The organism is Emticicia sp. 21SJ11W-3, from assembly GCF_024138715.1.
Lineage (GTDB): Bacteria > Bacteroidota > Bacteroidia > Cytophagales > Spirosomataceae > Emticicia > Emticicia fluvialis.
The window spans coordinates 1,952,904-1,979,856 of the sequence record NZ_CP092074.1; the positions used below are offsets into that span (position 1 = coordinate 1,952,904).

At 38.6% G+C, this 26,953-nt stretch carries 20 protein-coding genes; 15 read left to right on the forward strand and 5 right to left on the reverse strand.

Annotated features, from left to right (window positions below; translation table 11 throughout):
* The 5 genes from MB380_RS08265 (at window position 1) to MB380_RS08285 (ending at window position 8,019) form a co-directional block, all read left to right on the forward strand.
* Window positions 1-852 (forward strand): DUF4249 family protein, encoded by an 852-nt coding sequence (locus MB380_RS08265; RefSeq protein ID WP_253534477.1) that lies wholly within the window; start codon window positions 1-3, stop codon window positions 850-852.
* Window positions 853-1,044: 192 nt separating this feature from the next.
* Complete coding sequence (locus tag MB380_RS08270; protein ID WP_253534479.1) at window positions 1,045-1,887, forward strand: endonuclease/exonuclease/phosphatase family protein; 843 nt, start codon at window positions 1,045-1,047, stop codon at window positions 1,885-1,887.
* A gap of 312 nt (window positions 1,888-2,199) precedes the next feature.
* The gene (locus tag MB380_RS08275) at window positions 2,200-4,083 is read left to right on the forward strand and encodes a DUF3857 domain-containing protein (protein ID WP_253534481.1); all 1,884 of its coding nucleotides are present in this window, start codon (window positions 2,200-2,202) and stop codon (window positions 4,081-4,083) included.
* A 138-nt stretch (window positions 4,084-4,221) separates the two neighbouring features.
* Complete coding sequence (locus MB380_RS08280; protein ID WP_253534483.1) at window positions 4,222-6,120, forward strand: transglutaminase domain-containing protein; 1,899 nt, start codon at window positions 4,222-4,224, stop codon at window positions 6,118-6,120.
* 3 nt (window positions 6,121-6,123) lie between these two features.
* Window positions 6,124-8,019 carry a DUF3857 domain-containing protein gene (locus MB380_RS08285; RefSeq protein WP_253534485.1) on the forward strand — a complete coding sequence of 632 codons (1,896 nt, stop codon included), beginning with the start codon at window positions 6,124-6,126 and terminating at the stop codon, window positions 8,017-8,019.
* Between the two features lie 23 nt (window positions 8,020-8,042).
* On the opposite strand, the gene hpt is transcribed toward MB380_RS08285, so the two are convergent.
* Window positions 8,043-8,582: a hypoxanthine phosphoribosyltransferase gene (gene hpt, locus MB380_RS08290; protein ID WP_253534486.1), complete on the reverse strand. Its 540-nt coding sequence runs from the start codon at window positions 8,580-8,582 to the stop codon at window positions 8,043-8,045.
* A 138-nt stretch (window positions 8,583-8,720) separates the two neighbouring features.
* Here hpt and MB380_RS08295 point away from each other — a divergent pair, with 138 nt between their 5' ends.
* Entirely contained in the window at window positions 8,721-9,935 is a 1,215-nt protein-coding gene (locus MB380_RS08295; RefSeq protein WP_253534487.1) for a lipopolysaccharide assembly protein LapB, read from the forward strand.
* 81 nt (window positions 9,936-10,016) lie between these two features.
* Here the strand turns inward: MB380_RS08295 and MB380_RS08300 are convergent, their stop codons facing one another.
* Window positions 10,017-10,487, reverse strand: coding sequence for an Lrp/AsnC family transcriptional regulator (locus MB380_RS08300; RefSeq protein WP_101728498.1), 471 nt, complete (start codon window positions 10,485-10,487; stop codon window positions 10,017-10,019).
* A gap of 242 nt (window positions 10,488-10,729) precedes the next feature.
* Between MB380_RS08300 and MB380_RS08305 the strand changes: the two genes are divergently transcribed.
* Window positions 10,730-11,398: an NAD-dependent epimerase/dehydratase family protein gene (locus MB380_RS08305; RefSeq protein ID WP_253534489.1), complete on the forward strand. Its 669-nt coding sequence runs from the start codon at window positions 10,730-10,732 to the stop codon at window positions 11,396-11,398.
* 67 nt (window positions 11,399-11,465) lie between these two features.
* Here the strand turns inward: MB380_RS08305 and MB380_RS08310 are convergent, their stop codons facing one another.
* Complete coding sequence (locus tag MB380_RS08310; RefSeq protein WP_253534491.1) at window positions 11,466-12,083, reverse strand: porin family protein; 618 nt, start codon at window positions 12,081-12,083, stop codon at window positions 11,466-11,468.
* A gap of 228 nt (window positions 12,084-12,311) precedes the next feature.
* On the opposite strand from MB380_RS08310, the gene radA reads away from it, so the two are divergent.
* On the forward strand, window positions 12,312-13,691 hold the full coding sequence (radA, locus tag MB380_RS08315; RefSeq protein ID WP_253534493.1) for a DNA repair protein RadA: 1,380 nt from the start codon (window positions 12,312-12,314) through the stop codon (window positions 13,689-13,691).
* Window positions 13,692-13,770: 79 nt separating this feature from the next.
* Here the strand turns inward: radA and MB380_RS08320 are convergent, their stop codons facing one another.
* Together MB380_RS08320 and MB380_RS08325 are read right to left on the reverse strand one after the other, a co-directional pair.
* Complete coding sequence (locus MB380_RS08320; protein ID WP_253534495.1) at window positions 13,771-15,744, reverse strand: M1 family aminopeptidase; 1,974 nt, start codon at window positions 15,742-15,744, stop codon at window positions 13,771-13,773.
* A gap of 12 nt (window positions 15,745-15,756) precedes the next feature.
* Window positions 15,757-18,102 (reverse strand): TonB-dependent receptor, encoded by a 2,346-nt coding sequence (locus tag MB380_RS08325; RefSeq protein ID WP_253534497.1) that lies wholly within the window; start codon window positions 18,100-18,102, stop codon window positions 15,757-15,759.
* Between the two features lie 454 nt (window positions 18,103-18,556).
* On the opposite strand from MB380_RS08325, the gene MB380_RS08330 reads away from it, so the two are divergent.
* The 7 genes from MB380_RS08330 (at window position 18,557) to MB380_RS08360 (ending at window position 26,952) form a co-directional block, all read left to right on the forward strand.
* Window positions 18,557-20,083, forward strand: a complete 1,527-nt coding sequence (locus tag MB380_RS08330) for a lipopolysaccharide biosynthesis protein (protein ID WP_253534499.1) — start codon at window positions 18,557-18,559, stop codon at window positions 20,081-20,083.
* Window positions 20,084-20,147: 64 nt separating this feature from the next.
* The gene (locus MB380_RS08335) at window positions 20,148-21,230 is read left to right on the forward strand and encodes an EpsG family protein (RefSeq protein ID WP_253534500.1); all 1,083 of its coding nucleotides are present in this window, start codon (window positions 20,148-20,150) and stop codon (window positions 21,228-21,230) included.
* Window positions 21,231-21,245: 15 nt separating this feature from the next.
* The gene (locus tag MB380_RS08340; protein ID WP_253534502.1) at window positions 21,246-22,094 is read left to right on the forward strand and encodes a glycosyltransferase; all 849 of its coding nucleotides are present in this window, start codon (window positions 21,246-21,248) and stop codon (window positions 22,092-22,094) included.
* Window positions 22,072-23,121: a right-handed parallel beta-helix repeat-containing protein gene (locus tag MB380_RS08345; protein ID WP_253534504.1), complete on the forward strand. Its 1,050-nt coding sequence runs from the start codon at window positions 22,072-22,074 to the stop codon at window positions 23,119-23,121. The genes MB380_RS08340 and MB380_RS08345 overlap by 23 nt, the downstream gene beginning before the upstream one ends.
* Window positions 23,093-24,277, forward strand: coding sequence for a glycosyltransferase family 4 protein (locus tag MB380_RS08350; protein ID WP_253534506.1), 1,185 nt, complete (start codon window positions 23,093-23,095; stop codon window positions 24,275-24,277). The genes MB380_RS08345 and MB380_RS08350 overlap by 29 nt, the downstream gene beginning before the upstream one ends.
* A 13-nt stretch (window positions 24,278-24,290) precedes the next feature.
* Complete coding sequence (locus MB380_RS08355) at window positions 24,291-25,577, forward strand: hypothetical protein (RefSeq protein WP_253534508.1); 1,287 nt, start codon at window positions 24,291-24,293, stop codon at window positions 25,575-25,577.
* Between the two features lie 73 nt (window positions 25,578-25,650).
* The gene (locus MB380_RS08360) at window positions 25,651-26,952 is read left to right on the forward strand and encodes a hypothetical protein (RefSeq protein ID WP_253534509.1); all 1,302 of its coding nucleotides are present in this window, start codon (window positions 25,651-25,653) and stop codon (window positions 26,950-26,952) included.
* The last annotated feature ends 1 nt before the right edge of the window (window position 26,953 follow it).

Here is a 26,953-nt window from a genome sequence, read left to right on the forward strand (position 1 = left end):
ATGAAAAAGATATACCAATTAATAGTGTTTACAACGCTGCTTACCACTGTAGTAAGTTGCACCGACACCAATACTGTTGTAAACCCCGGCGAAAAACCAATTGTAGAGGCTTATCTGGCACCGGGGCATCGGGTAAGCATGAAAGTATATACCGAGATTCCGTATGCCGAGACCTCTGAGGGTGTCTCGGAGCCTATCAATGACCTAAGCATTAAAATTACAGGTAGTAACGGGAAGGTCTTTATACTTAAATCAGAAGGCAATGGGGTGTACACATCCGCAGACAGTGAATTAATTCAAGAACCCCCCGTTAAGTATAAAATGGAGTTTGATTACAAGGGCAGAACAATAAGTGCAGAAACAGACATACCCGAAAAGCCGGTTGGGATGGCTATCAGTACAAATGAAATTTCCAGAACGCAGATAAACTTATCTGGTGGTGGGTTCCCCGGCGGCGGTGGCTTGGGCGGTGGTTTTAATAACACACCTATAGAGTTATCATGGAGCAACCCCGATAACGTTTATCATTTTATTGCTCTGGAAAACACCGAAACTGAGCCCGTTCAAATCATTATTCCGCCGTCCGGGTCAGAGTTTCCGACTATCCGTTTTAGAATTTCAAATGAACCAGTCCTGGGCACCCATAGCAATATTCAGCCCCAGAGCCTCGAGTACTTCGGCAATTATGATGTAATACTTTACCGTATCAATCCAGATTATTCGGCTTTGTACCAATCAAGCGGAACAACCACTCAGAACCTGAGCACACCGCCTTCAAGTATTACCAACGGGCTGGGCGTATTTACCGGTATAAATGCCGACACCCTTAAGTTATTAGTAAAGAAGAATTAAAATGGTTACAGGTTAGATAGTCTATGAAAGGGTTGGCATTGGTTTTGCCAGCCCTTTATTTTATGTTATTGTTAAGCAATTACTATTTTGGGTTGGTTTGTTGCCTTTTCTGAAAATCTATTATTTACTTTGCGCTGTCAGATATACAATTTCTGAAACATTCAATTTTCAACAAAACCAACACCATTAACTATGAGACTCAGTTGTTTAGTTCTTTTTTTTGGTATGCTTGCCACATCAACAAGCTATTCGCAAAAAAACACCCCGCTTGTAATAGCCACTTATAATCTGCGTTATAATACACCAAACGATGGCGTTAATGCCTGGCCTAACAGAAAAGAGTTTGTTAAGGCGCTTATCGGTTTTCATGAGTTTGATATTTTCGGAACACAGGAAGGTTTAAGAGTACAACTGGATGATATTGCCGAAATGAAGGATTTTGCGTTTATCGGCAAAGGCCGCGATGACGGTGATAAAGCAGGAGAACACTCGGCAATTTTCTATAAAAAATCAAGATTCAAAGTGTTGAAATCTGGTGATTTCTGGTTGAGTGAAACTCCTGATAAACCCGGAAAAGGCTGGGATGCCACCTGCTGCAACAGAATATGCTCATGGGCCAAGTTTCAGGATTTAACCACCCGGAAAAGCTTTTATTTCTTTAGCGTACACTTTGACCACCAGGGGGTTGAGGCGCGCAGGCAGTCAGGCAAACTAATGGTTAAAAAAATTAAGGAAATTGCCGCTGACGCACCAGCTATTTGTACAGGCGACTTTAATTCAACCCCGGAAACGGAACAAATTAAAGAAATACAAACCCTTTTGAACGACGCCCATAATGTAACTATTATGCCTCCGTACGGCCCTGAGGGTACATTTAATGCATTTAAGTTTGATGCCCCAATGAATAACAGAATTGACTACATTTTTGTAGATAAAAAAATAAAGGTGCTGAAATACGGTGTACTTACCGATGCCAAAGAACAACGGTATCCGTCAGACCACCAGCCTGTTGTTATAAAGGCACTTATTGACTGAAAAACCAATATCGCCGGAAAAAGAGGTCATTCCCTGCAAGGGTCAATGACCTCTTTTTTCAATTCCGCGATTAATTTTTCCTGCAATCGTTAGTTTTGTGATGCCTGAAAATAAAAAAATACTGATTCTTTTGATGTCTTTGGATAATTACCTGATATTTGCCGCATGCTAATGACTAACCACCCATTATCCTCAATTTTTATGAAGCGCATTGCTGTTTTACTACTGCTTTCTACTTTTTCACATTTAGTTTTTTCGCAGATCCAGGTGCCCAATGTTAAATTTGGGGTTTATAGTTTACCTGAACTGGAAATGAAAACCTATGCCAAGGACTCAACAGCCGAGGCCGTTGTACTTTATGATTTTGCCGACTATTCCTACACATTTCAGGACAATATACCAGTAGTGGCTTATAATTTTCATAAGCGCATAAAGATTCTAAAGAAGTCAGGGCTTGAAAGAGGCACAATGACAATTCCTTTCAGATTTGAATCATCAATGGAAAGGCAGGAGCTGGTGCGGAATATTAAAGGCATGACCTACAACCTTGAGAACGGCACAGTTCAAATTACAGAATTGACCAGTAAGTCAATCTTTGAGGAAAAAACATCCAACAATACCCGTGAAATGAAAATCATATTTCCACAGGTAAAAGAGGGTTCGGTTATTGACCTCAGCTATTCCATCGAATCTCCTTTATGGTATTTTTTACGTAACTGGTCATTTCAGCAAGACATACCAGTGGCATGGAGTGGTATTAAAGCTACAATACCGGGTTATTTTGATTTCAAACTTACCTACTTTGGTTATCATCCTTTTGCCATTAAAGAAGTAAAAGAGGGTAAATCAGTCTTTATTACACGAGTTACGCCTTTAGGAGAAGAAATAAAAGACCCTTATCTGGCATATCATTTTGCCATGAAAGACCTGCCTGCCTTAAGACCTGACGATTTCATGACTACCGTAGAAGACTACAGGAGTTCGATAGATTTTGAGCTTGCCCGGACGGTTTTCCCAACCACCGGAGAGCGCGTTTATTCTGTAACCTATAAAGACCTTACAAAAACACTTTTGGAAGAAAGTAATTATGGTGTAGCTATCAGGAAATTTGGTAAAACTGCCAAAAAAATTGCCGCCGAAATAACAGCAAAAGCAGCTTCAAAAGATTCAATGGCAATTATTGGTGCGGCTTATGATTATATTAGAAACACCGTCAACTGGAATGGCGAAAACCGCATTGTTGTTACAGCAAAACTAGACCAGATATATGAAAAAAAACAGGGCACATCAACAGAAATAAATCTTATTCTGGTTGCTGTGTTGAATGAGCTGGGCTACGACAGTAATCCTGTATTGTTAAGCACCAGGGCACATGGTAAAGTGCTTACCGAAATAGCGCTCATAGACCGTTTTAATTATAGCGTTGCTCATATTATGGTTAATGGCAAAGATTTTTTGCTTGATGCCAGCGACAGATACGTAAAAATGAATATGCTGCCTAAACGATGCCTGAACGAACGTGGCTGGCTTGTATCAAAAAATCCAAAATGGGTTTCACTGGCTCCTAACGGACGAAAGCAAAGTACCATTGAATTAGTATTTGATATAGCTGAAGACCAGCAGTTGAAAGGTTACTTTACTGAAACTTTTTATGGATATGGAAGTAGTGAAAGGAAAGCCGAGATTGATGAGGAAGGCAGTGAGAAATACATAGAAAAACTAAAAGCTCAATTTACACAGTTTGAGAATCCTTCCTTTTCATTAAAGGAAAGTGAAAGTGGAGACGCCAGATTACATTGCAAAACCACCATTAACGAGGCCTATTCTATTGCCGGTGACAGGATATTCATGCAGCCACTTTTATGGAAAGCCCAAAGTAAAAACCCGTTTATGCAGTCAGAAAGACGGTATCCAGTTGATTTTGGATACGGTATTCAGGAGACAATTATGGCAAGATATACTATTCCTCAGAATTACACTGTAGAAAGCCTGCCCACTTATATGAATATCTATCTGCCTAACAATAAGGGGAAATATCTTTTTATGATAAAGGCCGAAAACGGAGTAATTGAATTAACAAGCCAGTTGTTGATTGCAAAATCAGTTTTTTCTTCGGATGAGTACTTTGAGCTGAAAGAGTTATTTACTAAAATGATGGCTAAACAGGGCGAGCAGATTGTTTTAAAGAAGAAGTAAAACCGGCAGGTTTTTCAAGGGGCTTTATTACATTTTGTTTCATTTTTTATTATCGCAAACTTTTATGAAGAAATTACTATTACTGCTGGAACTAGCTGTGCAAATCTGGTTTATGCGCAAAAAAATACAGAACCTGTAGTGAAATTCGGCGAGATAAGCAGAGCCGAAGTTGAAATGAATGTGTACCCGGCAGACTCAACTGCCGACGCCGTTTTTCTATATGACCACGGCACAACCACTTTTGATTTGCGCAATAACATTATTCAAACCAGATTTACCTACCATGGAAGGATAAAAATTCTTAAAAAATCTGCATTGGATTTAGGAACCATCGCCAGGCAAATCTACAAAGACGGTGCTGATAAAAGCGAGTATATTAACGATATTAAAGGTTATACATATAATCTTGAAAACGGTGAAATTAAAAGAGACAAGCTTACCAAAGAATCTATTTTCTCTGAAAAGCCGGTTGGTAATGTACAGGATGTAAAAATAGTTATGCCTAATGTTAAGGTGGGGTCAGTAATTGAGTATTCGTTCAATATAGAAACACCTTTTTCTATATCCAATAACCCTAAGCCCTGGTCTTTTCAGGGGCTGTATCCTGCATTGTGGAGCATTTATGAAATTACTATTCCTTCGTTTTTTCATTACCGCATTCTGATGTCAGGCTATTTAGACCTGACAGATAATCAGACAAAACCTGTGAATGTATCATTCGGGACACAGACAGAAAGTGGTTTGTTTCAAAGGTTTATAATGAAAGACGTGCCTGCTTTCAGGAACGAGGCTTTTATTACCACATCGAGCGACTATGTAACGAAGATGGATTTTGAACTGGCATCTGTCAATTGGCCCGGGTACCTAATAAAAGATTTTTCTTTAGACTACCCTTCGCTTAACAATACAATGCTTGAGGCCTCTATTTTGGGGGGGCAGTTAAAACATACTGGTTTTTTATCTGGGGTAGCCAAAGATATTTCAAAAACCTATGCTGATTCATCAAGCCGAATAAAAGCTGCCTGTGAATATATTCAGAAAAATATTAAGTGGAACAGGATGGACGGTCTGTATTCAAACAGTATCCGGAAAGTATTTGATTCACGGACGGGTGACGCCGGCGACATAAATCTGTTACTGATTGCCTTACTAAGAGAACTCGGGTTTGATGCCAATCCTGTTATTTTAAGTACCAGAAGCCATGGCAAAATTCATGAGCAGTTTGCACTGCGCAAAAGATTTAATTATGTAGTTGCACATATTGAGCGTAATGGTAAAGATTTATTACTGGATGCCACTGATGAATACCAGAAACCAGGGATGCTACCGGTTCAGTGCCTGAATGGCAAGGGTTGGTTGGTGCATCCTGAAAAGCCGAGGTTTGTTTCATTGGCACCCGCTGAGAAAGAACTTAAATTTAAAAAGGCAGATCTTTCGTTGAGTGAAGACGGCGAATTGCAGGGTGTAATTACGAGGTCTTACGGAGGGTATGGCGATTTAACAGCTAAAAAAGATTTTAACAGACTCGGCGCTGACAGTTATCTGGATGAAGTAAAAAAGAAGCAGGAGTCGTGGACAATTGAAAAAGCTGATTATGCCAATACAACCGCAGTCAATGAATCTTTTGAGGCAAAATACCAGGTAACGCTAAATAATTATGCTACCAAGGCGGGTAAAATGCTTCATTTCAAGCCGATGCTATCTGAAGGGTTTGAAGAAAACCCTTTGAAAACCAAAGACCGGGTTTATCCTATTGACATGGCTTACCCGAAAGAAGAAATATTTATTGGTAATTTTGAAATACCGGAAGGTTATTCAGTTGCCGAATTACCCAAAAATACAGTAATAAGCCTGCCCGGAAACGGAGGCAGGTTTATGTATTCAGTTGCAGTAAACGGAAAAAACATGATGGTTTCCAGCCGTGTACAATTTCTGAAACCAGTATATTATGCAGAAGAATACCCGATTCTGCAAGAGTTCTATGACAAAATAGTTGCCAAGCATAATGAGCTAATAACACTCAAGAAAAATTATTAAGTAATGAAATACCTCATTGTATTTTTGATAAGTTTTCAAGCAATTGCGCAAGACTTTTCTGCTGCATTCATACCGGCAGAGCTAAAAGAAAAAGCCCATGCGGTAGTGCGTAATCATGAAACTGAGTTCTATGTAAAAAATCCCGGAGAAGGCGTTACAAAAGTAAAAGGCACCATTACGATTCTGGACGAAAAAGGTAATGGACATGCCAGCATTGTCATGTACTTTAATAAGTTTACGAAGATAAACAGTATTGAGGCAAGTATATACGACGCCTACGGTAAAACAGTAAAAAAGCTGAAGAAGAGCGACTTTGATAGCTTTAACACTGCATCCGGGCAAAACTCTATTGAAGACAGCTACGTAAAAGTGGCTTCACTTGCGCATACGTCATTTCCATATACCATTGATTATTCTTATCAGATTACTAAGAAGAATATGATGTTTTACCCTGACTGGGATGCAGTAGTTGACAACGCTGAGTTTACTTCAGTGGTTAAATCATCGTTCAGGGTTTCAATGCCAAAGGATTTAGCGCTAAGATACAAAGAACAGAATATGCCTGGAAAAGTATCCATTAGTCAGGACGATAGCCGCACTATTTATAGTTGGAGTGTGAATAACCTGCAACCAATAGAACGAGAAACCAATAGCCCTGGATACGCAGAAATAATGCCCAGGGTTTATACCGCCCCGACACAATTTGAAGTAGATGATTATAAAGGCAGTATTAAATCATGGAGCGACATCGCCAGGTTTTATGGTGAGCTTAATGTAGGTAGAGATAAGCTGCCTGCTGATTTTACGTCTAAGTTAATGCTCCATGTAAAAGATGAACAGGATGTAACCAATAAAATTAAGAAAGTTTATGAATACCTGCAGGCAAATACAAGGTATGTTAGCATACAATTAGGTATTGGTGGCTGGCAGTCTATGAAAGCCACTGATGTGGCCACCAAAGGCTATGGCGATTGTAAGGCATTAACCAATTTTACAAAAGGTATGCTGAAAGAACTCGGCATTAACTCTTATGAGGCGCTGGTGTTTGTCGGTGAAAAGAAAGCCGATATTCAGACAGATTTTCCTTCTTTTCAGTTCAATCATGTTATTTTATGTGTACCCATGCCTAAAGATACACTCTGGCTTGAATGTACAAGCCAGAATAATCCGTTTGGCTATCTGGGCAGCGTTACCGGCGACAGGCACGTACTACTGCTTGCCGAAAACGGCGGCAAGCTGGTAAAAACACCAACTTATAAACCGTCTGATAACCAGCTTTTAAGAACTGCCTTTGTAAATATCAATGAAAACGGCGAAGCTGATGCCGAAATAAAAACCGAGTATACCGGTTTACAACATGAGATTTTTGCTGAGGTTGCCAATTCTTTAAACACCAACGACCAGAAAAAGTGGTTGTATAAGAACCTGAGTTTGCCAAGTGTAGAAATTATCAGTTTCTCGTTAAAAGAGAAAAAAGATAAACTACCTTCTGTGGAGGAAAAACTGAATCTGCACCTGAGAAACATAGCCAACAAAAGTGGCACACGTACATTTATTACTGCAAATATGTTTAATCAGCAAGGAGGGGTACCTCTGGTTTCGGCAAGCAGAAAAACTGAACTTCAACTCAACAACAACTACCAGGATATAGATAAAATATCTTTTAAAGTACCTAAAGGGTATGCGGTAGAATATTTACCTGAACCCGTAAAAATTGACACCCGCTTTGGTACCTATATTTCGGAGGCCCGCTTAAAAGGCGATACCATTTACTATGAACGAGACCTGAGCATCATTAAAGGCCGCCATGCCCCATCGGTATATAATGAATGGGTCAATTTCAGAAAAAAGATTGTTAAGGCCGATAAAAATCAGATTGTTTTAATCATGAAACCGTAACGGTACTGGTGCTTTGGGCGAAACTATTCGTCTGCTGGTTGTAGAACATAAATGGCGTCCAGGTTTCTGCCCTGGCCGTCATAATCAAGCCCGAAGCCCACCACAAATTTGTTTTCAATTTCAAAGCCTGTATAGTCTACCTTTAAAGGTACTTTCAAGGCATCTGGTTTCAGTAGCAAGGTCATTATTTTTAATGAGGCTGGCTTTTGGGCTGCCAATTGCGCCAGCACTTCATGCATAGTAAGACCGGTGTCAACAATATCTTCTACAATTATTACGTGTCTGTATTTTACGTCTTCTGTAAGTCCCAGGATCTGTTTTACCTGCCCGGTCGATTCAGTTTTCTGATAGGATGCCACCCGTATGAACGTAATTTCGCAATCAATTTCAATAGACTTGAACAAGTCGCTCACAAACATAAAAGAACCATTCAAAACACCAATCAGTAATGGATTCTTTCCTTCATAATCTTTGTTTATCTGATGTGCCAGGGCTTTGATTCTGTTCTGTAATTGTTCTGAATCAATAAACTGAACAAAGTTTTTATCTTTTATATGTTTCATATTATTTGGCGACAGAAGGCCGGAGGTGTATTTTGGCTACAATTTAGTAATTTTGGGTTAGAAAATTAATTTTAAGAAAATTTTAAGTTTTGCAATTTTATTTTTGTTCCTTTCGTTAATCTGGAAAATCTGAATAAAATGAGAGTAAAATATAGCTGGTTGATTCTTTTACTTGTATCGCAGGCTGCTGCTGCGCAGTTTTCGTGGTTTGGTGGCACTACCAAAAAGAAACAACATGAAATATTATTGGCCAACAGAGCTATACAAATTGAGGCAACCGAGGCCATAAATAATATGTATAATTTTAATTATGATGCCGCCGAGCGGGATTTTAAGTGGTTGACGGTGAAATACCCTGAACATCCGATTGGTTATTTTCTGATTGGCCTGAATGAATGGTGGAAGATACTACCCGATAGTAAGAATGAGAAATATGACGACGCCTGTTTTTATTACATGGATAAAGCCATTGACCTGGCCGATGACATGCTGGATGATGACAGTGAAGACAAAGAAGCCGCATTCTTTATGTCGGCGGCGTATGCTGTAAAGGGACGCTTGCATTCAGAACGTGAAAACTGGATAAAGGCCGCCTGGGCCAGTAAACAAGCCATGAAATACCTTGAAAAATGCCGGGGCTTTGGCGATTTCAGCCCCGAACTGGCTATTGGCGATGGCCTATATAATTACTATTCAAAGTGGATTCCTGAGAATTATCCATCTTTAAAACCTATGCTGATTTTCTTCCGTAAGGGTGTAAAGAATGATGGTATTAAACAATTGGAGTATGTAGCACAAAATGCTTTTTATACCCGCATGGAAGCCAAGTATTTTCTGATGCAGATATACTCTATGGAAAACCAGCACCTGAAAGCCTATTACCTGGCGCAGCAGTTGCATCAGATGTACCCTAACAACTCCTTTTTTCATAGGTATGCTGCGCGCACGGCCTTTGTTATGGGTAAGTCGGCAGAGGCTGAGCAACTGGCTGAAGAGCTGCTGCATAATGTTAATTCGGGCAAAACGGGTTATGAAGCCACTGCTGGCAGATATGCCGCGTATATACTGGGCTATATAAACATGAATTACAAAAATGATATACCCAAAGCCAAAGAGTATTACCTGAAAACAATAGAATATGCCGAACAAGCCAAAGCCAAAGAATCGGGATATTTTCTGGCAGCCAATATGGCATTAGCTAAGGTTTCAGTAACCGAAAAAGATTATCCGAAGGCCATTCAATATTATACCATTGTGATGAATAATGCCGAAAAGAAATCTGACAATTATAAAGAAGCCAAAAAACAGATTGATGATTTGAAGAAACAAATGAAGGCAGCTAAAAAGAAGTAACCTTTTGCGAAAGATTTTTTCGGATAAAAAAAGAGCCTTTTCCGGCAGGAGAAGGCTCTTTCGTATAGAAAGCCGTTATTTTCATGGCACAGGTAATACCTGACTGTCTTTGAAACTGGAAAGAATAACCATTGTTTGTGTATTGGCTACTTCTTCTATTTCATTAATAGTTTCCATTATCAGTTTTTGATATGAATTAATATCTTTGGCAATAACTTTCAATAAGAAATCGCAAGAACCTGTCACATGGTGGCATTCAATAATTTCCGGAACCCTCAGTATTTTCTCTACAAAAGCATCAGTAATAGATTTTCTATGGCCTGAAAGAGAAACCTGAACGAAAGTCATAACACCAAGGCCAACTTTTTCTCTGTCAATCTGGGCATGGTAACTTTTAATAATTCCTGATGATTCAAGTTTTTTTACACGTTCTAGTGTAGGTGCAGGTGATAATCCAATTTCTTTTGAAAGCTGTGCGTTGGTAATCTTGCCATTGCTTTGGAGAATCTCCAGAAGTTTATGGTCGATTGGGTCGAGTTTATTAATACTCATTGCTTATAGGTATTTTGAAGTGCAAAATTTTATTTGGCGCAAAGTTATCGGTTTTTTCTTTAAAAGCCTAATATAATACGGAATAGTTGCCAAAATGGGAAATTATTTTTTGTAAATCCTGAAAAATCAAAAAACTGCCTTGTTGCTTTTATTGAAAGTAAATATGGAATGTAATTTTTCCAATTAGTGTTATTTGATTAATAAAACAGAATTGATTCAGGTAAAATAAAATACGTATAGAAATGGCTTCTCAGGTAAACGTAATTGTAACAGGCGCCACTGGCATGGTAGGCGAGGGGGTTCTGCATGAATGCCTTTTACACAATGAAGTGGCTCAGGTATTGGTTATTAACAGAAAGCCTTGTGGTGTGCAGCACCCTAAGTTAAAAGAAATTATTCATAATGATTTTCATGATTTTTCTGCAATTGAATCTCAGCTGACTGGATACAACGCCTGCTTTTTTTGTCTGGGGGTTTCGTCTGTGGGCATGAAAGAAGAGCAGTATTACAATCTTACCTATTCGTTAACCATACATGTAGCCTCTACATTAGCAAAACTTAATCCGGACATGACATTCTGCTATGTTTCAGGTTCAGGTACCGACAGCACCGAGGCTGGCCGGTTAATGTGGGCCCGAGTAAAAGGAAAAACCGAAAATGATTTGGCGAAATTGCCATTCAGGCAAGTGTTTAACTTCCGTCCTGCGGCTATTGAAGCCACCAGAGGCCTTAAAAATGTGCTGCCATATTATAAATACTTTAGCTGGCTTTTTCCGATTGTTAAGTTATTTGCCCCAAATGCAGTTGTGAAACTCAGTGAAGTAGGTTTGGCTATGATTAACACAGTAACAAAAGGGTATGAAAAGCAGATTCTGGAAGTAAGCGATATAAAAATACTGGCAGCCAGATAAAAGAAAAGTCTCGCTAAAACAGAGAGACTTTCTTGCATTTAACCAACAGTTACATTTCTGTAAATGCTTAAATAATCTTTAGAGCAAGTGTTAATTGCCAGCCACTTGCTTTCTGGCTGAACTGAGCATTGTTTTGCAGGTTCAGGGCAGATATCTCAGACAAACTACCTTCTTTTCGCAGGTCTATATCAAATCTTAAAAGCTTAATGCCTACACCAACCTGATAACCAAAGGTGGCTTTTTTCATGGCTTCATCAAAACTGCCCGATGAATAGCCCTTAATGGCGTCTTTCAGGCTTTGGTCTTCGCTAACTTTAAAAGTAGCTACCGGGCCACCCATAATGCGTATAAATTTAAATACTTTTACACCCAGTAGAACAGGTACATCAATGTTACTGTATTTATACTTTACTTTGCCAATGTTCTGCACTTCAATGGTACCGCCGCGTTGGGCAAATAATACTTCCGGTTGTAGAAACAACTTATTACCGACACGACCAAAGGCACCAAAAACATAGCCTGTCTGGGTATCAAGGCTTTCTTTTATATTGGTTTCCATGTTTCCGGCATCGGTATAAACCTTATTGAAGTTTACACCGCCTTTAATTCCTATGCCAGACTGGGCAACGGCAGAGGTATAACAGGTAATAAGAGCAAAAAGACCAAGCAATTTGATTTTTTTCATAAAGTTTTTTGTTAAAATGTTGGCAATGAACAATGATTTTGTTTCTGACTGTAAAGTTGAATCATCAATATTTCTGTAATGATTAACGATAATCAATTTCAAAATTGTATTATTAAACTCATTTTCCAAACTGAATGTTACCAGTTTTTTATTTAACAGCCAAAACGTATTTATTTTATATAACAATTGTGTATCTGCATAGACTTTAAAAATTTAATAGAAATCTAAATGGCAAAAATCAGAACCGCATACTTCTGTCAGAATTGTGGCTATAATTCACCTAAATGGTTAGGTCGTTGCCCATCCTGCGGTGAGTGGAACACCCTGGTTGAGGAGGTTCTCACAAAAGAAGAACCCGAGAAAGGTAACTGGAAGTTCTCAACATCTGGCGCACCTAAAACGGCCAGTAAGCCTAAAACCCTGGCTGAGATTTCAAAACATGAAAGATACAGAATCATAACTGAGGATAATGAGTTAAATCGTGTGCTTGGCGGTGGGCTGGTACCGGGCTCGTTGGTTTTAATTGGCGGAGAACCGGGCATTGGTAAGTCTACCCTAATGCTTCAGATAGCACTAGGGTTGCAAGATTATACGGTATTGTATGTGTCGGGCGAAGAAAGCGAGCAGCAGATAAAAATGCGTGCCGAACGAATGGGTATCATGAACGAGCGCTGTTACATTCTGAATGAAACTTCTACTGACAATATTTTCAGACAAATAGAGTTGACAGAACCAGATATTGTAGTAGTAGATTCTATTCAGACACTAACTTCACCTTTAATCGAATCAGGCGCCGGGAGTGTGTCGCAGGTGAAGGAATGCACCGCAGAGCTAATGAAGTTCTCGAAAGAATCTGATACGCCGGTTATAATGATAGGGCATATAACCAAAGACGGCTCTTTGGCAGGGCCTAAAGTACTTGAGCACATGGTAGATACCGTTCTGCAATTTGAAGGCGACAGGCACATGACTTACCGGATACTGCGTACCACCAAAAACCGATTTGGCAGTACCTCTGAACTGGGCATTTATGAAATGCAGAGCGAAGGGCTCAGGCAGGTAAGTAATCCATCAGAAATATTGATTTCGCAGCGCGAAGAAGACCTGAGTGGCATTACCATTGCTGCCATGCTGGAAGGTAACCGCCCCTTACTGATTGAGATACAGTCTTTAGTTAGTGCGGCTACTTATGGTACGCCTCAAAGAACCAGCAATGGTTTTGATAACCGGCGTTTACAAATGCTATTGGCCGTTCTTGAAAAAAGAGGGGGATTCAGGTTGGGTACTCAGGATGTATTTCTGAATATTGCAGGTGGGCTGAAGGTGGAAGACCCGGCCATTGATCTGGCCATTTGCACATCGCTGGTGTCGTCATTTGAAGACCTAAGCGTGCCTCATTTGTTTTGTTTTGCCGCAGAGGTGGGTCTTGGCGGAGAGGTACGCGCGGTAAACAGAATAGAAAACCGCATTACTGAAGCTGAAAAACTGGGTTTTACTAAGATATTTATTTCAAAGTTTAATATGAAAGGTTTGAATCCGAAAAACTATAAGATAGAAATTTTTGCTGCCAGTAAACTGGAAGAGGTTTTTACTGAGCTTTTCGGATAACAAAAGTTTTTGCCGATATGAGCCTGCTGAGGCAACTCGCGGGTTCATAGTTTTATCAATCCGGTATTTGATTGTTTTGTTATCTGACAGCCAGAACTTTTGCCTGCGAGTACCCACCACAGGAAAGTCTGATAATATAATTGCCCGCAGGCAAGTTTTGCAACTCAATTTTTCTTGAATACTTGCCTACGCTTAGTTTTTCATCAGGCAAGGCTTTTATTTTTTTGCCTGATGAATCAAAAACAGAAATGGATAAACTGGTATTTTGTTTGATTGAGAAATCTACCGATACTTCGTCTGCCGCCGGGTTAGGCAATATTTTCCAGTCAACAAAATCGACCTTTGGTTCTACTCCTGTAAGCGAGGGCCTTTCTTCTTTTACATTTTTCAGAATCTTGTTTTCAGGGTCAAAAATAACTTCAAGAACCTCGCCTTTCAGATTCGGAACTTCAATTTGAAAGGTTTCTTTATCTACAAAAACAGTAGTGGTAAATTCTGTTGAAGCAGTAACAATTTTAATATCTACCGGCATAGTAAAATAAGCTGGTGTAGTATTTTTTTCCTGCGTTATTTTTAGGGTTAAGGTGGTCGTTCCGACAGAAGTCGGCCTGACATCCCAGGCATAAGTATAAACCGGGAAATTCTCTCCGTATATCCATTGCTTAAAAAAGTAATCCAGATTTAAGCCAGTGGTGCTTTCGGCAATCTTCTGAAAATCTTCAGTGGTGGCTGACTGATAAGCTAGCGGTGAGTTAAGGTAATTCTGCAATATTTTAAAGAATTTATCATCGCCCACTATTCCTCTTAGCATGTGCAGTACCACCGAACCTTTGGCGTAGGTTCTGTTATAGTTAAAAATCTGGTTTTCGTCTTTGGTGTTCTGCACATAGATGCTGCCAATAGCTTTTTTTGCATAAAGCATATTTGAGTTGATGTCTGCCTGATAACCTGCTTTGCCACCGGTTGCCTCTGCATAAATTGACTCGCTGAAATTGGCAAATCCTTCGTTTAGCCAGATGTGTTCCCAGCTTTTGCAGGTAATTTTATTGCCAAACCATTGATGCGCCAGCTCATGCGCCACAAGGCTGCTTTCAAAGTTCCCCATTGAGCTGCAGGTCTGGTGTTCCATGCCACCGCTTATTTTGCATTGGGCATGACCATATTTTTCTTTTATAAAGGGGTACTGCCCGTATTTTTCGGTGAAAATCTTCAGCATGGCAGGCGTTTTGTCGAGCTGTTCTTTTACGGAAGGCGACAAATACTCCGGATATACATAATGCGTAACAGCCATTGAATCGTCAGGCGTGTATCTGAAATAATTTTTGTATTCTGTATAGTTGGTACAGGCAATAGAAATTAGATAGTGGGCAATGGCGTATCTGTTCTTCCATTGGTAGGTACGCGTTCCGTCTGAATTATCAGTTACCTGCTCAAGAATCCCATTTGAAACAGATACAAATTCTTTGGGCATAGTTACCCAAACATCAGAAGAGTCGGCTTTGTCAGCCGGGGTGTCCTTACAGGGAAACCAGCCAGGCGCACCATAAGGTTCGCTGAGTGTAGAAACAATAGGGGCGGGGTTTATTGTGCCATGTGTGCCAAAACTGAAACTACCAAAACCCGTATTAGCCGGGTAACCTCTGTAGAAAACAATTATTGTAACGTTTTCATTTTCAGCGTAAGGGTAATCAAAATAAATATAGAGTCGGGAATCTGCCTGATTGAAAGCCAGTTTTTTGCTGCCGAGTTTAATTGAATCAACCTTCATATTATTGTTCAGGTCAAGAAAACAATCTCCAATGGCTTTTACGGTTTTAAAGCTGATGGCTGCCTCGCCTTTCAGGTATTTTTGTGCGTAAGAGATATCCAGATTCAGCTTGTAATAGCCAATATCAATGGTTTCGTCGCCAGTGTAAGCGGTTGCACCGATACGAGCATTTTTTTTAAATGCTGCCTGCTTGGTAATAGCACAACTTTGCCCACCTATTAAGGTTTGGCCAGACGCAAACAGCGGCAAAAGTAAAATAGCAAGCAACAAAAAACTGTTTCTCATGTTTTTAGTAAATCAGAATTCCCAACGGTAACTTAGAATCGGTATAAGGCCTAATTGATATTGTTTCACCACTTTTTTCTGATACACATCATAATAGCTGTAGGCTATGTTCTGATGCCCTGCTACATTTTGCAGGTCTAATGCCAGGGTGCGAGCGTATTTTTGTTTAGATTTTTTCAGGTAAACGCGTAAATCAGGTCTGAAATAATCAGGTTGTTTAATGGTGAAAGCTTTGCTGGTCTCGTAAACAGCCTGGCCATCCCTTTGTGAAAGTGCCTCATTAATTGGTGTTTCAAAAAATCCACCTAACCAGATTACCCGTATGCTTGCGCCAATGGTGCGGTTTTTACTTCTGTTCCACTCTTTACCTGCCGTCAGGTTAAAGATATGCTTGCCGTTATATCGGCTATTTCTTTTTATACCGTCTCCGCCTATATATGTTGCATTGTAAAGTGTTCCGTTTACAAGGGTATAAAATCCATTAGTAAGATATTGCTGATAAGTAAGTTCAATACCATAGTTTTGGCCGGTTCCTTTATTTTGCAAAGGGTCTCCTGAAAAATCTTCAACCAGATTTAAGGTTGAAAAGGTACCGTCTCCTTCCTGAGCTGACTGCATTGTGGAAACCTTAACCGGCGCATTAAATATTTTCTGATAAAACAATTCAGTTTTAAAATAAGAACCGCTTTTAAAATAATACTGGTGGCTTAGTACATAATGATGTGCTTTGGTGAAATTGAGGCCAAGGTTTTTATTGATTTGAGAACTGGGGTCAATACCAAAATATACCTGCGGTAATTGTAACTGGCTGTGCAGGCCGTAAGCTATACTTAAAGATTGGTTGGTAGTTAATTGATAACCAACTGAAACCCGAGGTTCAAGGGATTGGGTTTTGTTAACTGTATAATTCAGATAATGTAAACCGATGTTTGCGGTTAATTTGTAGACAGGTGTCAGTTGCCAGTTTGCGTAAGGTTGTAACACATAGCCGTTGCCTTTGCCTAGAGCTTCTTTATTGCCCGATTGTGAATAGATGGCATCAGACTGATGTGTGATAAAAGCGCCGACTTTCAATAAGTTTTTTGAGTTTATTTTATAGCTCAAGGCACTGGAAACTGAGATTCTACTTTTGGTTACACTGTCTGATTGGGTTAACTGTCTTTGAAGAGTTGTTTTGTCGAGCATATATCCTTTGCGCACACTTTCTAATCCGGAGCCCACCAATACGGTTCTCCACAAAAGTTTGTTACCAATGTTTTTGCTATGCGTGGCACCCAAAGCACCCATTTTGTTGGTGTAATTAATATCGTAGCCGTCTTTCTGAACTTCCCATAAAGAGACATCACGGTTACCTTCAAAATAATTACTGCTGAGCCCGCCCATCCCAAAAATTGCAAACGAACCAGCTTTGGTGGTAGGTAATGAAATATTGAACGATAAATCCTGAAAAGTGATGTCTTCACCGCCAAACGTTACCCCCATTAATCCTAAAAGACCTGTAAATGAATAACGGTAATTAACCAGATAACTGCCATTTTTTTTAGTTTTACTGAATGGGCCTTCGGCAGCTACATCAAGGCCTATTAGTCCGGCCTGAGCTGTAAATTCATGTTTCTGGTTGTTTCCTTTTCTAAGGCGCATATCCATCACACCAGACAGTGCATTGCCAAACTCGGCAGGAAAAGCTCCGGTAAGGAAGTTCATATTGCCCAGTAATTGTACTGAAAGAATATTTACTCCGCCTGAGTTTTGCGTAACACGGTCGCTGAAAGTGCCAGCATTACTCAGGTGGTTAGGGTTTACTATTTCGACGCCCTCCAGGCGCCATTGCATACCATTCGGAGAGTTACCACGAATAACCATTCCATTGGCCTGATCATTTGAATTGGCCACACCCGCATAGGCAGATGCCAGACGTGCAGGGTCCAGGTATGTACCCGGATAGCGGAAAATCTGCTCTGTTGTAATCGTGTGTATGCTTGTAAGCGAGCCTGATAGGTTATTTGATGGTGCCTTTACCTGTGCTTCACCCAATAGTTTGGTGGCCTCTTGCAAGCGTATTTCAAGCACAATTTCTTTACCAGATTCAACCAGTATTTCAGAGATGGTTTGCATTTCGTAACCAACTGAACTGATTTCTATCTGATAGCGCCCTACCTGCACTTTCTCAAGTCTGAAGTATCCGTTTTCGTCTGTCTGGGTACCCTGTTTTGTGTTTTTTAAGGTTACACTGGCTGCAGCCAAAGGTTGTTCAGTATTGGTGTCGATTATTCTTCCACGAATGGTCTGGGTGGTTTGGGCATAAACGCAGGCAAAAGGTAAAACTATGATGAAAAACAGGAGAACTTTCTTAAACATTTGATTGTGTAGTTGAAATATAAGCGTACTTTAAAAACATAACAATGCCCGAAGGGGAAACAAAAGCCTGAGGCTAATTGCCCTTGTTACAAATTGCTGCAAATCTACATAAATCCAGTTTCAGAACCTTGTTTTTTTGCCGTCATGATTCATAAATGTTCAGTATGCTTTATCATTTAGGGGCATACAATAATTGAGCCCCATCTTAATTTTTTTCATATACAAATTTATCATACTCATTCACAGGTTGTTATGTGCCGCATTTAGACCAATCCGGATCCGCTTTTTATAAATGTGGTAGCTAAATTAACATTGATATTATACTCAATTCGGGTAAATGTTGTAATATTGTACCCTCACAAACCTGACGCATTAGTCGGTTTTGAATTTTCCCTGTCTATTCTGTAGCCAGGTGCTGTGAAATACTTTGATACATTAAATTTTCATTTTTAGCTTGACGAACTCAGCAAAAATCGCAAAGAACACCTTCTTTCTGTATATCCGTATGTTTTTTACTTTGGGTGTGGGCTTGTACTCATCCAGAATCTCACTCAACGTTTTAGGTTTTGAAGACTACGGCTTGTATGATTTGGTAACGGGTGTGGTTATGGTTTTTAGCTTTTTGCAAAGTTCTTTGATGGTCACCTCTACACGTTTTTTTAATCTGGCTCTTTCTGAGAATAATAGTGCTCACCTGAAAGATGTTTTCGGTAGTGCATTATATCTGCACCGTCAGTTTGCATTAATTCTTTTTTTAGCATCTGAAACCCTGGGCATTTGGTTCTTGAACTACCGACTAAATATATCTGATTCAAAATTGCTTGAGGCAAATATTCTCTTTCAGTTTTCAACGTTAAGTCTTATGTTTCTGGTAACCCAGATTCCGTATCAGTCAATCATTCTGGCCAGAGAAAAAATGTTAGCATTTGCTTACATTTCGGTTCTAGAAGCCCTGCTAAAGCTATTGGTACCCTTTGCACTTTTATGGGTGAGCAACATTCAATATAAGGTTGCTATTTACGGTGGTTTGGTTTTCTCGGTTGGCGTTGTAATCAGATTGATTTACAGGAATTACTGCCATAATGAATTTCAGGAAACAAGAACAACAGCTGTTGGCAATAAAGATATAGTAAAAAAAATGAGGACCTTCTTTGGATGGGACCTCTACAAGAAATTCAGTGAAATTCTGCTGGTTCAAGGTGTTAAGGTCAATCTTAATTTGTTTTATGGTGTAATAATTAACTCGTCTGTTGCTATTGCCAACCAGGCTCAGGGTGGAATAGCCGCATTTGTAAATAATTTTACTTCGGCTATCAGACCGCAGACAACACAAAGTTTTGTTACCAAAGAGTTCAAAAAGCTAAATGCAATTATTGATCAGGGTACACGAATAGGTTTTTTCTTGCTGTATGTAGTTTGTGTACCGGTTATTTTTAATGCAGATTTCGTTTTTTCGCTGTGGCTTGGCAACGTTCCTGGTTTTGCTGTGCCATTTTTTAAACTAGGCATTTGCGCAGTTCTTATCAGTGTAGTTACTTACCCCGTTTTGATGACTATTGAGGCCTCTGAAAAAATGAAATGGATGAGTTTTACCTGTGGTACCTTAAATATAATTGGCCTGATTGTAGGATACTATCTTTTGAAAGCCGGATATCCTGAAACAACTCCGTTTATAATTAAGATAATTATTGAGGCTGTTTTCTTTGTTTTTTATGTTTTATACCTGAAAAAAGTGGTTTATTATCAGTTTCAGATTCGTCATTTTTTACTCAAAGTCATCTTACGCATTGCAACTGTTGTAATATGTTCCGTAACTTTGCTATACTGGTTTAATAATGCGGTTTTGGATGCTGAGTCTTTTTTTCGCTTAATATTGAATTTTGCAATTTGTTTATTTACAACTGTATTACTAGGTTTTAGAAAGGCAGAAATCAATTATGGTTTCAATCTAATTATTCTAAAGCTCAGGCAGAAACGCTGAATAAAATGATTTAAATATTGTTTGCCTATTCTTAAATTTAGAATCTGCGTTTATTGATATTGTGATGGAGAATTATCAATTATGGATTTCGGGAGTCTACTTATTTATGAGCATTCTGGCGCTCGTGAATGCGTTGTGTCTCGACTTTCTGAGAAAAAGAATAAAAGGTGAATTATACATTTTTAATATCTTTATTCTGCTTTTCTTTATTCTGATATTTGGATTCAGAGATTTGGAGATTGGAACCGATACTTGGTTATATGACTGGCAATATACAAATCCTGAAAAAGTTGAATATGGCTTCGATTTCCTGATGCCATATATTAACAAGTGCCTGTATCTGGTAAGTAATAATTCAACGGTTTTCTTTTTGTTTATGGCATTTACCTTTATGGTTACGTTTTCTCTTGCATTAAAGAGTTTATCTAACTATTATCAGGCCAACTGGTTTTTGGTATGTTTCTCTTTATTTAGCTTTTATTTCTTCTATAGTTTAGGAACGAACATAATAAGGCAAGGCACCGCCTTAGGATTTTTAATGCTTGCAATTGTTAACTACGCTTTAAATCCTGGCAATAAAAAACTGGTTTTCTTCTTTGCAATTTGTTCGCTGGGTATACACTCAACCCTAATTGTGGCAGTTTTTATCTTTTTGCTGAGTATATTATTACGAAGAATAAATCTCATATATTTTTACCTGACTTATTTATTGGTTATTGTTGCGGCCGCACTTAATATAGGAATAATGCAGCTGGAACCCATTATTGGATTATTACTTGTTGACGACCGGCGTTCTTCATATCTTACCAATGAAAGCGTGGTTTATACAGTTGGGTTCAGGCCTACTTTTGTTTTGTTTAATACTTTTTTTCTTGTAATTTTTATGTTTATATATAGAACACTCAAAGAAAAGTCTGAGCCTTACAAGCTTATTTTTATTTATTATATACTCACGAGTGTCTTTTTCTTTTTTACGTTTCAAATTCCGTATTCAGACAGATGGGGTGTTATATCCTGGGTTTGTATTCCTTTTTTAATGGCGCCTCTGTTTTCAGAAAAGAACGCATTCAGACTTGCAACAGCAGGCGTAGCTACTTTATTTGTCATTTATGTTTTTTTTCAGTTTTATTTAGTAAGTGGAAATTAAAAAGGACAATTTGAAATGGAGGATAATTTTACCGGGCAAGCTGAAGCTTTAGTTACTGTAGGGTTACCGGTATATAACGATTCTAAATATTTGAAGTTCGCCATTCAGTCAGTAATAAATCAGACTTTTACCCGATGGCGCTTGATTATTATTAATGATGGCTCGGTTGATAACACAGAAGAGATTATAAAGGGTTTTCTGTTTGATAAACGGATAACTTATTTAACCGGAGAAAATGAAGGATTAGTAGCGCGTTTGAATCAGCTGTCAAATTTGTGCAAAACAAGGTACTACTGCAGGATGGACTCAGATGATATCATGCATCCTGAAAAACTTCAAAAGCAAGTAGATGTACTTGAAGCCCATCCTGAAATTGATGTATTGGGTACAAATGCATACACCATTGATGCCTCTAATATAGTGTTAGGGATGCGTAATGAATACCATGAGATTAATTACATTAGAAAAGTCAGGTCATTTATTCACCCGACAATCATGGGTAAATCTGAATGGTTCAGGGCTAATCCGTATGACCCGGATGCCATAAGGCTTGAGGATGTGGAACTTTGGTTCAGAACGGCCGGAAAATCTAATTTTATGATCATTACCCAGCCTCTGTTCTTTTACAGGGAAGTTGGCGAAAACTATTTTAAAAAGTATGTTCTGATTGGAAGAAGTAGATTTAAAATACTTGAAAAATACAATGGAAATACCAAATGGCAAAAGTTTTTTATCAAGAATGCTTTTGTAGGAATGGTGTATCGGTTATTTAATGTTTTCAATAAAGAACAATGGCTTATAGCCAGAAGAAACAAGGTTAACTTTGAAGAAAGGAAACACTATGAAAACTATTTACACTCTTAGCGTCTTAATTATAGCATTTTGTAGTTTCGTTTTTTCAATAGATATATTTGAGGTAAAAGCTGTGCCTGAGAATCTTTCCAGAAGATATTTCAACCCTGATGCTAAATTCAGTGTTCCTGCAAATACGTATCGCATTACTAATCAAGAGCTTAAAAATCAGCCCAATTTAACGGCATATATACAAGATATTCTCAACAGGCACACATCTGTTTTATTGGCTGATACAGTTTTAAGAATTGAAAAGCCGGGGCTGTTGATTCCATCAGGAAGAACCCTGTATTTTAGTAAAAATACACTGATTGAGTTTGTAAGCCAGGCAACATCAAGATTAGACGATATTCTAAAGATTTACGATGTGTCTAATGTGAGAATTTATAACGCAAAAATTAAAGGAAGTAAAAATCTGGAAGGACAGAAAGGGGAATGGAGTGCAGGTATAGCCATTCTTAACGGAACCAATATTTACATAGAGAATACCCATATTTATAATACATGGGGAGACGGATTGTTCATAGGTTCTGAAAGCAATGGTGTTTCAAAGAATGTAACAGTAAGAAACGTCTGGATCGATAATGCCAGGAGAAATGCAATATCTGTTACTTCTGCAATTAATGCAAGCATTCATAATGTATTATTAAGTAATACAAATGGCACCTTGCCAGAGTGCGGGGTAGATGTTGAACCCAGCTTGTCTGGTGAATACCTCCAAAATGTTAAGTTCAGAAATCTGTATTCTTATAACAATAAAAATGCGGCTTTTAATATAAACCTGGGTTCATTTAACTCAGACACCTACCAATACCCGCACCCCGTGGATATTGAACTGAATAACTTCGTTGATGAGCACTCCACACGTTTTGTAGGCATAAACATTAATAATGCTCACAATAAGTTTACACCTGCAGGAAAAATACGTATATTCAATGGCACTTCTTTTTCATCGAATCATAAAGTAGAATTTTGGAAAAAGGAACCAGAGGCCAATATTGATTTGATTTATGGAAATATCAAAAAGAAAAGTAATTAGAACCAGTACCGTGCCAGGTTCGCTTCGTGCATTATTGAAAGGACAATTGGCTTTTTTGAACCAGTATTTTGATGTGATAGCGGTGTCAGGCAATGGCAAATCGCTTGAGCATGTAAAAGAAACAGAAGGTGTGCGTACCTTTGCATTAGAGATGCAGAGGCAGATATCCCCGGTAAATGATTTTATTTCATTAATAAAGCTCTACCTGCTATTTAAAAAAGAAAAACCACAAATTGTTCATTCTATTACACCTAAAGCCGGTTTGCTATCTATGCTTGCTGCCAAATTGGCTGGTGTGCCAATCAGGATGCACACTTTTACGGGTCTTATTTTTCCGTCTAAAAAAGGGCGTTTGCAAAAGTTGCTTATAAAAATGGATCAGCTTTTGTGCTGGGCTGCTACTGATGTATTTCCAGAAGGTGAGGGAGTAAAAAAAGACTTAATCAATTTCGGAATCACCACAAAACCATTAAAAGTATTAGCAAATGGTAATATTAATGGAATAGATTTTAATTACTACGACCCCGCGGCTTATTCAGACCTTCAAAAACAGGAACTAAGACAATCACTAAACATAAATCAGGACGACTTTGTATTTGTTTTTGTTGGCCGGCTGGTAAGAGACAAAGGAATCAATGAACTGGTCGCGGCATTTAAAAACCTGCTGTCGATGGTTGAAAAAGAGCAGGCAAATAGGTTAAAGTTACTTCTGGTCGGATATTATGAGCAGCATCTTGATCCCTTATTGCCTGAAACAGTTACGGAAATAGAAGATAATCAACAGATTATATTTACAGGTGCCCAGTCAGATGTAAGACCTTATTATGCTATATCAGATTGCCTTGTTTTTCCGAGTTACAGAGAGGGTTTCCCTAACGTAGTTCTTGAAGCCGGAGCCATGTCTTTACCCAGTATTGTAACAGATATTAGCGGAAGCAATGAAATAATAACAACCGGGTATAACGGAATAATTGTACCCAAAAGTGACACTGAATTACTGCTGGAAAACATGCTTTATTTGTTTAAAAACAAAGATGCCAGAACTGAAATGGCCTTCAACAGCAGAAAGAATATAATTGAAAAATATGACAGACAATTAGTGTGGAATGCAGTTTTAAACGAATATAATTCTGCTCTGGCTAGTAAAAATATCTGAAATTAGTTTTAAAGTGAAAAACATACGCTACTACATTTTCTGGTTGGCCGATTACTTAAAAGGTTCAAAAATCAGGAAACACTATAAAGAAATTGAGAGCATCTATAAAAGCGAACCTGGGTCGGTAAAGCAAAAAAACAATAGACTATTTGATTTATTAACTTACGCTACTCAAAACACCGCATTTTATAAAGATTGTGATGCCCAGGATTTAGGCACTTATCCGGTACTTACCAAACAAAGTATTGTGCGTAACATTGAGGCCTTGTTTTCAAGAGAATATGCCGATATTAAGGAATCTCTTAAAACCATGACCACCAGTGGTTCAACGGGTACCCCGCTTAAGGTATATCAGAACATCGAAAAAGTCAGAAGAAATAAGGCCGATTTATTGTTCTTTTACAAAATTGGTGGTTATGATATCGGAGACAGGTTTTATTTCATGCGCACATGGACAAAACTGAACCGGAAATCGGCACTTAACCGATTTTTTGAAAATCTGAAAGAATTTAATCTGATAAATCTGGATATTGAAGGCGCAAATCAATTTACAGAGAGCATGGTTGCAGACACAAGGCCAAAAGTACTTTTAGCATATGCCTCAACTATCCATGCACTTATGGCCAATATCAGAAATGTTAACATAAATTGGCGTATTAAAGCTTTTTTTACTGGCGCTGAGGAGTTACCGGTGAATATAAAGAAGCAGATGCAGGAGACATTCCGGTGTCCTATTATGTCAAGGTATTCAAATCAGGAATGCGGGATTTTAGGGCAGCAACCTATTACCGGAGAAAACTTTTTCAGGTTAAACGAGGGCAGTTATCATTTCGAGTTTTTAAAGATTGGGTCAGACGAAAACGCAGAAGAAGGAGAAAAAGCAAGGATTGTCATTACAGATTTATTTAACAAGGCAATGCCAATAATCAGATATGATACCGGTGATATCGGTGTTTTTCGTATTGATCAAGAGGGCAAAAGAATTTTATCTGAAATAAATGGCCGGTATACTGATTTTTTAAAAACGAATGATGGTAAAATGCTCTCTCCGCATGTAATTACCAATCTGATGTGGGAATATAACCATATCGTCCAATTTCAATTTATTCAGGAGAGCCTCACCGCTTTTAAAATGATTTTGAAATATGCAGGTGGAGAAGACATTACAACCATTGCCAAAGACCTGGAAACAAAACTAAGAGATATTTTTGGCCAGCAAAGTGTAATTGAAATTATCAGAGCAGACGAAATACCGTCTGAGAAGTCAGGAAAAAGAAAGTACATTATTTCTAAAATTTAGCGCGTGTGGTTGGTGTTGTTAGTTTAGCCGGGCTTCAAAAACCTGAGGCAATTAAATTTCCTGCTTGTTAATAATGAAAGACATAAGGTATTATATTTTTTGGATTTCAGATTTTCTGAGGGGCTCACCCGTTTACAAGCACTTTAGAGAGGTAAGAGATATTAATAAAAATGAACCTTTGTTCGAAGTAATAAAGAATAGAAGGTTATCGTCAATATTGTCGTATGCCGCCGCTAACTCTCCTTTTTACAGTCGTTTTAACCATCAAAGCATTGAATCGTTTCCTGTTTTGAAGAAAAAGGATTTTCAAGACAACATGGATTCAATGTTCTCTCGCCAGTATCTGAATCTGAAAGACAGATTGAAAAAAATGTCTACCAGTGGGTCAAGTGGTATTCCGTTCAAGATTTTTCAGGATTCTGATAAAGCCGCAAGAAATAAGGCAGATCTGCTTTATTTTTACGAGCTCGGTGGTTATCATCCCGGAGACAGAATCTACTCAATGAGAATCTGGAATGACTTGAATCAAAGAAGCAGTTGGACACAGCTCAAAGAGAATTTCCGTATGTTTGATACCTCTGAAATTGACGATAGCGGAGCCCGGAATTTTGTTAAAACCATGCTTGCCGATACCAATTCGAAGGTGTTATTGTCTTATGCCTCTTCATTTGTAAGTTTAATGAATCATATCAGCCCAGGTGAATACAGATGGAATATTAAGGCAATTTTTACTGGTGCAGAAGAGCTACCAGCCGACACCAGGCGTAAAATGCTTGAGCTATTCAAATGCCCGGTTATTTCAAGATATTCTAATCAGGAAAACGGTATTCTTGCGCAACAGCCTGCAACCGGAGGAGATTTTTTTTGTCTCAATGAGGCCAGTTATTATTTTGAGTTCCTGAAAACTGATTCGGATGCACCTGCCTCTGCGGGGGAAGAAGCCCGTATTGTAGTTACCGATTTGTTTAACAAGGCAGTGCCGATGATCAGGTACGATACCGGAGATATAGGTAGATTCCAATTACAAGAAGATGGCAGAAGGGTACTTACAGAAATTAGCGGCAGAAAACTAGACTTTCTGAAAACCACTGATGGCAAAACCATTTCACCTTATGCAGTAACAATTCTAATGCGAGAACTCTTCAATTTGAATGATAACATTAGTCAGTATCAATTCATTCAGGAAACCGAATTGCATTTTACCTTGAAAATAGCTTACAAGAAAAAAGATAAACCAACTATTGATGAAAATGCAATGGTCGAAAAACTGAAAATGATTTTTGGTAAGGAGAGCATAATTTCAATAATGACAGAATTTAGCATTCCGATGGAACCCTCTGGTAAAAGAAAATACATTGTTTCGAAACTCGGATAGG